Source organism: Microcystis sp. LE18-22.4A (assembly GCF_027531105.1).
Lineage (GTDB): Bacteria > Cyanobacteriota > Cyanobacteriia > Cyanobacteriales > Microcystaceae > Microcystis > Microcystis aeruginosa.
Genome location: NZ_JAPZRB010000352.1, coordinates 1 through 8,371 on the forward strand (window position 1 = coordinate 1; position 8,371 = coordinate 8,371).

The 8,371-nt window shown below is 45.4% G+C and carries 8 protein-coding genes; 4 read left to right on the top strand and 4 right to left on the bottom strand.

Translation table 11 applies throughout. The annotated features are described in order from the left end of the window. The first annotated feature begins 473 nt into the window (after positions 1-473). Positions 474-1,424 (top strand): NAD-dependent epimerase/dehydratase family protein, encoded by a 951-nt coding sequence (locus O9295_RS15975; protein ID WP_061432678.1) that lies wholly within the window; start codon positions 474-476, stop codon positions 1,422-1,424. A gap of 128 nt (positions 1,425-1,552) precedes the next feature. Here O9295_RS15975 and O9295_RS15980 read toward each other — a convergent pair whose 3' ends face one another. Beyond that, positions 1,553-2,494, bottom strand: a complete 942-nt coding sequence (locus tag O9295_RS15980) for a DUF1517 domain-containing protein (protein WP_002761304.1) — start codon at positions 2,492-2,494, stop codon at positions 1,553-1,555. Between the two features lie 280 nt (positions 2,495-2,774). On the opposite strand from O9295_RS15980, the gene O9295_RS15985 reads away from it, so the two are divergent. From O9295_RS15985 to O9295_RS15995, 3 genes are all read left to right on the top strand, one after another. Continuing rightward, on the top strand, positions 2,775-4,034 hold the full coding sequence (locus O9295_RS15985; RefSeq protein WP_288033805.1) for a phosphopantothenoylcysteine decarboxylase domain-containing protein: 1,260 nt from the start codon (positions 2,775-2,777) through the stop codon (positions 4,032-4,034). Positions 4,035-4,077: 43 nt separating this feature from the next. Then, complete coding sequence (locus tag O9295_RS15990; protein WP_002761301.1) at positions 4,078-4,377, top strand: 2Fe-2S iron-sulfur cluster-binding protein; 300 nt, start codon at positions 4,078-4,080, stop codon at positions 4,375-4,377. Positions 4,378-5,097: 720 nt separating this feature from the next. After that, positions 5,098-6,054 (top strand): RNA polymerase sigma factor, RpoD/SigA family, encoded by a 957-nt coding sequence (locus O9295_RS15995; protein ID WP_002761297.1) that lies wholly within the window; start codon positions 5,098-5,100, stop codon positions 6,052-6,054. A 451-nt stretch (positions 6,055-6,505) separates the two neighbouring features. On the opposite strand, the gene O9295_RS16000 is transcribed toward O9295_RS15995, so the two are convergent. The 3 genes from O9295_RS16000 to ureA all read right to left on the bottom strand — a co-directional run bounded on the left by O9295_RS16000 (position 6,506) and on the right by ureA (position 8,112). After that, entirely contained in the window at positions 6,506-7,381 is an 876-nt protein-coding gene (locus tag O9295_RS16000; RefSeq protein ID WP_002795595.1) for an S-methyl-5'-thioadenosine phosphorylase, read from the bottom strand. Positions 7,382-7,463: 82 nt separating this feature from the next. Beyond that, on the bottom strand, positions 7,464-7,790 hold the full coding sequence (locus O9295_RS16005; protein ID WP_002738732.1) for an urease subunit beta: 327 nt from the start codon (positions 7,788-7,790) through the stop codon (positions 7,464-7,466). Between the two features lie 19 nt (positions 7,791-7,809). Further along, a complete protein-coding gene (gene ureA, locus O9295_RS16010) occupies positions 7,810-8,112 on the bottom strand; it encodes an urease subunit gamma (RefSeq protein WP_002738360.1) in 303 nt (100 codons plus the stop codon). Between the last annotated feature and the right edge of the window lie 259 nt (positions 8,113-8,371).

Sequence of the window (8,371 nt, forward strand, 5' to 3'; positions counted from 1 at the left end):
TGTGTCCCACGGTACGTTGACCGCCTATAGCTTCTTGTACTTGTTGCGCGCGACTTTTTACCCGGCCAAGCTTTTCTGGTCGGAACCCCCTAAGCCGAGTTTTCAAGGTGCTGCGCCGTCCACTTGGTTTTCGAGACTGGCCTTTTAATTCTAACGTCAAGCCAACCTAGAACGGCGGGGTTTCAGACCCAAAATTTCCGATGAGGAGTTTTGGGACTTTAAGGAACTGAGTAGATAAGGTCAGTTCGGGGTTTGTTAGGCGATAATGACTGGCAAAACCAGAGATTCCGGAGCCTTGTGCAGGTCAAAGCCTGAGTTGGCCATCGAATTTTAGACCTAACTCCTCGGAATTTGAGAACTCTATCAATATGCGATTACCCTGGGGGTTGGGGGAGATTCTGCTAATCTAAGAATAAGCGGTTTAAATGCGTCTTAGCTTACAATCGAGACAAAATATCAACGACTAGGATTAAATGGCTACTCATATTGTTACTGGTGTCGCGGGTTTTATCGGTTCTAACTTGGCACAAAAGCTTTTAGAACAAGGAGATCAGGTGATCGGTATCGATCAATTTAACGATTATTACGACCCCAGTTTAAAGCGCAAAAATGCCCATATTCTAGCAAAATATCCCGAATTTAAGTTAATTGAAGCGGATATACAAGCCCTTGACTGGCGACAACTGTTGCAAGGAGTAGAAGTATTATTCCATCAGGCAGCCCAAGCAGGAGTCAGAGCAAGCTGGGGTGATGGATTTCGTCAATATACCGAAAGGAATATAAATGCCACTCAAATTATTCTTGAGGCCGCTAAGGAAACCCCTTCTTTACAACGGATGGTTTTTGCTTCCACTTCCTCGGTGTATGGCAATGCGGAAACGATGCCGACTCCCGAAACCCTTTGTCCCCAACCAGTTTCACCCTACGGCATCACCAAATTAGCGGCAGAAAGACTCTGTTGGCTATATCACCAGAATTTTAACGTTCCCGTCACTGCCTTGCGTTATTTCACCGTTTATGGACCGCGGCAACGTCCCGATATGGCTTTCCATAAGTTTTTTCAAGCAGCGATCGCAGGTAAACCGATCGGCATCTACGGAGATGGCAAACAAACCCGCGATTTTACCTTTATTAGCGATGCTGTAGCCGCTAATTTAGCCGCTGCCCTAGTGCCGGAAGCGGTGGGGGAGGTGTTTAATATTGGTGGTGGTAGTCGCGTGGTATTGTTGGATGTCTTGGATACCATGGCAAAAGTCATCGGTAAACCTATCGAGCGATCGCATCAAGGACTCGCCCGGGGAGATGCCCGTCACACCGCCGCCGATGTCACCAAAGCCCGTACTATTCTAGGTTATAATCCCCAAGTCTCTTTAGCCGAAGGATTAGCCCAAGAATGGCAGTGGATTCAGGAATTATATTGTTAATGGTTAGGGTGTGTTAGGGCATCGTGACACACCTAAAAATCCCATCACGGCAGCAATTCCTTAATAATCAAAAAATCTCCCTGCAAAAGGGAGATTTTGGCCAATATCTGGTATTATACCCCGACAAATTACACCAATTTCAGATCGGGATAATTAGCGAGAATGTCGTCTTGACTGAGAATATCACCCTCGCTTTGAGGAGTCCAAATCACTTCTACCGCTAAAAGTCGATCGCCTCCCATACTACCAATTTGTTGCAGGGCTTGTTTCAAGTCTTGGGAATCATTAATTTTGGCTAGAGAAAATTTACCGACAATGCCGGCTAAAATAGTCACCAAAATATAGCCTTCCGGTGCGGTTTTAGCTAATTCCCCAGCCGATTCGGGTAAAATATTTTCTTGAGAACCTTGACGCAGTTGATTATTGTAATTAGTTAAGGTTTCCGCCGTTAGTTTACCGCGTTCGTTGAGAGACCACTGATTAAACTTCGCTTCTGCACTGCTGAGGCTGGTTTGTTGGCAATCGACGTTACCATAAACCCAGTATTCCGGATGACGTAACAGGGCGAGGGCCGATTCTTGTAAGACTTCGACGCGTCCCTCGGAGGTGCTAGTATCCACAGTTAGGGCGATTTGATTTAATTCTTGTTGCAGATAACGGGCATTAGCCAACAAACCCACCTGTACTTTAGCCACGGAGACGGTTTCATAACCGGATTCTATCGTCATACCATTCTCATCACTGCCTCCACCATTACGGAAAGCATTAACGAGGAAATTGGCAATAGCAAAAAAGATTAACAGAGAAATTAAGCCACCGCCACCACCACCCCAAAAGAAGGGTAAGAGGAAGGGAAAACCAATACCTCCACCGTAACCCGGGGAACTGTAACCACCACCTCTAGAAGGGCTAATACTGCGACTAGGGGCGCGAAAACTACCGCCCCCCATTCTACCCCCCGATGCCGCCAAAGCACTGGAAACATTGCCTAAAATCAGCGTTGTCACTAATCCTAGAACTAATAGCGGCTTGGCAAGCGATCGAACTTTAGTTAAAATTTTGTCAATCATAAGAACACCGAAGCAACCCTTTATTTACTAGGATAACCAGTTTCTCCCTCAGGGATAGACAAACCCCGAATAGGGATAACCGAATCAGTGATCAGTTATCAGTTAGTAAGGTGTTGGGTATGGAGATTTTAGGGTTTTGGGGTTTTGGGGTGTTGAGTATGGTTGAAATTTCCCCATCTCCCCCCGCAACGCGCACGAAGTGGTCTCCCCACTCCCCATCTCCCCACTCCCCACTCCCCATTCCCCACTCCCCACTCCCCATCTCCCAACCCCCAAATTTATGACTTGGAATTTCTCTTCTCCGACGGATTCGCCCTTAAGCGATCGCGAAGTACCCTTAGAAAGTCATCATCTCTGGGGTAAACGTATTGCTTTACTGGTGACAGGAGGGATTGCGGCCATGAAAGCGCCGCTAATTGCCCGATCTTTGCGGAAATTCGGGGCTACAGTCGTGGCTTTTGTCTCGGAAGAAGCTTTAAGATACGTCACTAAGGAAGCTTTGGAATGGAGTACGGTTAATCCCGTAATTAGCCAATTAACGGCAAAAGCAGAACATTTAAGCGATCAATCTCCCTTTGATCTTTATTTAGTCGCCCCCGCTACCTATAACACGATTAATAAGTTTCGTTACGGAATCGCTGACGGAGTGATCACTTCATGCTTGGCCTCGGCCTTGGGACGACAGGAAAAGGGAAAAACTAAAATTCTGCTTGTCCCCACCATGCACGGCAGTTTACATAATGCTATTCTGACCGAATCTTTGCAAACTCTCGATCGCTGGGGAGTCCAGATTATGTCACCCCGGGATGATTACGGTAAGCACAATCTCCCCGGGGAAAAAGAGATTACCGTAGCAGCCTGTGGGATTCTCAGTAATTCTGTCCTGAAAAATAGGCCGATTTTAGTCACTGGTGGACCCACACCCGTTATTATCGATAATATTCGTCGTTTAACCAATCGTTTTACCGGACAATTAGGAGTCGCTATTGCAGAAGAATTGTACCTGCGCGGGGCAAAGGTGCAATTAATCCACGGACGCGGCAGCTATACACCTCCCGCTTATTTACCCCATGAAATTATTGAAACTTATGACGAGTATCTAGGGAAGGTTATGGGAGAATTAGGCAGTAAAGATTATAAATTTGGGATTTTTTCGGCAGCAGTGGCAGATTATCGCTTAGAAAGCCCTTTTTCTGGCAAAATTCCCAGTGGTGGGCAGTTAAATCTTAATTTTGTGCCGACGGAAAAAGTGATTGACAAGGTGAGAGAAAAATTTCCCGATTTAGAGATGGTGACTTTCAAGTATCAGGAGGGAGTCAGTCAGGAGGAGTTGCTGGAAATCGCCCGTAAACGCCTAGAAAAGGGCTATCAGGCCGTCATTGCTAATAGGGGTGAGGAAAAGGGCGATCAAGGGGAACAGGTGGCTTATTTGGTCACAAAAGCGGCATTGGGGAAATTTATCGGCAAAAAAGCGATCGCTATTGGCATTGCCGAATATTTAGAACAGCGAGCCAAAAATGTTACAATCAAAAAAATTTAATATTTTTTAATATTAATTTGCAAAAATTTAGGGTAACACAGTCATGGGTAACATCAACTTCGTCAAAGAGAATAAGATCGTGGTAGCGGCAGATGGAGCGAATTTACGAGAGAAAGCAATCCAGAATGGCGTTGATATCTACACTTTTGGCGGTAAATTGATGAATTGTGGCGGTTACGGTCAGTGTGGTACTTGTATAGTGGCAATTGTCGAGGGTATGGAAAATCTCTCGGCCAAAACCGACTTTGAACAGCGCTGTCTGAAGAAAAAACCCGAAAATTATCGTTTAGCCTGTCAAACCAGCGTTAATGGCCCTATTAGCGTCCAAACTAAACCAAAATAGCATTTAAGCGTCATGCCCCACCCCCAGCAACGCACCGGTGGGGAAGGTGCGGCGATTAGAACCATTGAGGCGTTCGATACCGGTGAAAATTGCCAGACAATATCACATAATTCCCTGAGCGACTTTTTCAGCAGACCCTAATTGATGTCTTGGGAAGACATCTCAGCGGATTTTTGTGATTTTTTCGCTGCTTTTTTGCCAGCCAAGGGCTGACAATCAAGAAATTTGCTAGAAAATATCGGCTTTACTGCATTTAAACTGCCTATTGGACATTTTAGTACAAACCCCTCACCGATCGCCCTGCGATCGCTATCTGAGAAAGTTGCTCATTTTGTCATCTAGATTGCATCCTGATTGGAAACCTTTGGGTAATCTATGGGTACAGATACTCAAACCTCCCCTTCATCGGTGCGTTCCCAATAGGGATAATTTTTTTTCTCATAAACTTTACAATATTTAATAATTGTTGTAATATTGGTTAAACAACCAAGGTTCTTACTACTTGCCATTTATGCCCATAAAATCTATATATAGCCAAAAAAAGAACTATAGAGGCAATTAAATCTTCAATTAGATTTCTCTATATCCTTGAGTGATCACTTACTAATCTCTTTACAAAACTAGAAAAAACCCTGATAGCATCTCCTTAACTGCCCCTGGGGAAGCGATCTGAAAAACGCCATCAATCCCTGAATATCAACCCTCAACCGACGCGCACTCATGAAAACCTCGAAAAACCCCACCGATCCAGTTCGCGCCTATCTCAGAGAAATTGGCCGAGTTCCCCTTCTCACCCATGAAGAAGAAATTCTCTACGCGAAACAGGTGCAAAGATTAATTTTTCTCGAAAAAATCAAGGAATCCCTAAGGGCGAAACTCGGCAGGGAACCCAGCGATCGCCAATGGTCAGAAGCGGCGGAAATTAGTGAAGAACAACTCCGTCGAGAATTGGGGGCAGGGGATTTCGCCAAACGCAAGATGGTAGAAGCGAACCTGCGTCTAGTGGTTTCCGTCGCTAAAAAATACCTAAAACGCAATCTAGATCTATTGGACCTCATCCAAGAGGGAACGATTGGGATGCAAAGAGGTGTGGAAAAATTCGATCCCACCAAAGGCTATCGCTTCTCCACCTATGCTTATTGGTGGATTCGCCAAGCCATCACCCGGGCGATCGCAGAAAAAAGTCGCACCATCCGTCTGCCCATCCACATCACCGAAAAACTGAATAAAATCAAAAAAGCCCAGCGTCAACTAGCTCAAGATAAAGGTCGCGCCGCCACCATTGCCGAATTAGCCGAGGAATTAGACCTAACTCCCAAACAGGTGCGAGACTACTTGGAAAGGTCCCGTCAACCCCTTTCCCTTGACTTAAAGGTGGGGGACAATCAAGACACGGAATTAGGGGAACTCTTGGAAGATACGGGACTTTCCCCCGAAGATTACACTGCCTATTCTTCCCTCCAAGTGGATTTGGAAAAACTGATGGCAGACCTCACCCCTCAACAAAAAGAAGTGATTTGTCTGCGTTTTGGTTTAGATAATGGGCAGCCCCTCACCCTAGCAAAAATTGGCGTTCGACTCAATATCAGTCGTGAACGCGTGCGTCAGATCGAACGAGAAGCGATCGCTAAATTAAGAAAACGCAAGGGCAACATCAGAGAATATCTAGCTAGTTAGGGTTTGCGGCAAAAAGCTGTTCGTGGGGGCAGGGTGTGGGGTGTGGGGTGTAGGGTGTGGGGTGTGGGGAGAATAAATAAAATAATCTCCTATCTCCTGACTCCTGACTCCTGAATACTGCCTCCTGCCCCCTGCCTTCGTTAAGGGTCAAATTGATCGTCTGGATAACAGCGAGAAAAATGACCCATTTCTAGATTCATCGGCGACTTTTCTCCGCTCTTATTTCTCTATTTAGGGTTTGCGGCAAAAAGTTTTTCCTGGGGGCAGGGTGTGGGGTGTAGGGTGTAGGGTGTAGGGTTTTAGCGATTTTGAGGGGGTAAATTACCTAATTTTCAGGGAAAAAGTCCAGGGATTTTCCCCCCGACCACTCCGGGATCTGGCACTTTTTGGAAACCAAAAAGTCTAAAAGTCTTACCCAACAAGGTTTTTAGATTTATTCAGCAAGCTCTATTTATTCAAGATATTTTTTCAAAAAGAGAGCTAATTTTTCTTTAGTGGCGACGGGAACAGAATCTAGACGGGTAAGAATAGCGTATTTAAGGGCAGAATGAGCGGCGGAAACGGGAGGATTAGCTGCCAGACGACGCACCGTTTCTTGAATAACTTTTTGGGCATTAATAGCGTTATGGTGTAGATTTTCGATCACCATTTCTACCGTGACATGATCGTGGTCGGGATGCCAACAATCGTAATCGGTAACTAAGGCTAAGGTAGCGTAGGCAATTTCCGCTTCTCGGGCTAATTTAGCCTCGGTTAAATTGGTCATACCGATCACGGTTGCCCCCCAACTTCTATAGAGATTTGATTCCGCTTTAGTAGAAAAAGCCGGCCCTTCCATACAGAGGTATGTACCGCCGCGATGCAAGGTAACTTCCGGTAGGTTTAAACTAGCGACGGCATCCCCTAAAATTTCGGCTAATTGGGGACAAATGGGATCACCAAAGGCAACGTGAGCAACAATTCCTTCCCCAAAAAAAGTCGCTATTCTCTCTTTAGTTCTGTCAATAAATTGATCGGGAATGACTAAATCTAGGGGTTTAACTTCGGCTTTTAGGGAACCAACGGCCGAAGCGGAAATAATATATTCAACCCCTAATTGTTTGAGAGCGTGAATATTAGCGCGAAAGGGTAATTCGGTCGGTAAAAAATGGTGATTTCTGCCATGACGCGCTAAAAAGGCAACTTCTGTTCCCTCTAAAGTACCGAGAATTAAAGCATCGGAAGGAGAACCAAAAGGAGTATCGAGGGATACTTCCCGCACATCCTTGAGGGCATCCATTTTATACAAACCACTGCCGCCAATGATGCCAATTTTTACCGTCGTCATAGTCTTGGAAAGAATTAGTTATCGTTGCCTTGATTGTACCATAATTGAGCGATCGAACTGTGATAATTTTTCCGTTAAGGCCTTACTTTTTCTTTTTCTTGCCCTTGAGGGAACCATTAATTAAACCATTAAAGCCATAAATTTCTTCAGTTCCCGCGATGGTAACTAATTCCACCTCTTTCGTGTCTCCCGGTTCAAATCGAACTGATGTACCCGCGGGAATATTCAGATGGGTTCCTTTGGTTAATTCGCGCTGGAACTCCAGGGCCTGATTAACTTCATAAAAATGATAGTGGGAACCCACTTGAATGGGTCGATCGCCTGTATTAGCCACAGAAATACGCAGGGTGTCGCGACCGACATTAATCTCGATCGCCCCAGATGGTGTGATAATTTCTCCCGGAATCATAACTGCTAAAAATCTCCTGTTAGTGAATGGGATTGTGAACGGTAACTAATTTAGTACCATCGGGAAAAGTCGCTTCGATCTGCACTTCCGTAATCATTTCCGGGATACCTTCCATTACCTCCTCGCGAGTTAATAAAGTAGTGCCGTAACTCATCAATTCAGCCACGCTACGACCTTCCCTCGCACCTTCGAGGATGGCGGCGCTAATATAGGCGATCGCTTCGGGATAATTTAACTTGATACCGCGATTTTTGCGTCTTTCGGCGAGCAGTGCCGCCGTGAAAATGAGTAATTTATCTTTTTCTTGGGGCGAAAGTTGCATAGATAGGCCTTTTTTCACACAGATGCTAGGGTTATTGTAGTTCTTGGCCGGATAGTTGTAGCGATCGAGTTGTGAAAATTTATAACCAACTACTTAGGGCTTGCTGAATAAATGTGAAATGTAGGCAAAGTAAGGGTTTTGGGGCTTTTCTCGCGAAACAGGTGCAAGATTTTGAGAGAATCGTCGTTCAAAACCTCGCGTCTTCATCGGCCCGCGTCCTGTAGGGGCGAAGCATTCGGGCAATAACCTATCGGTGAAA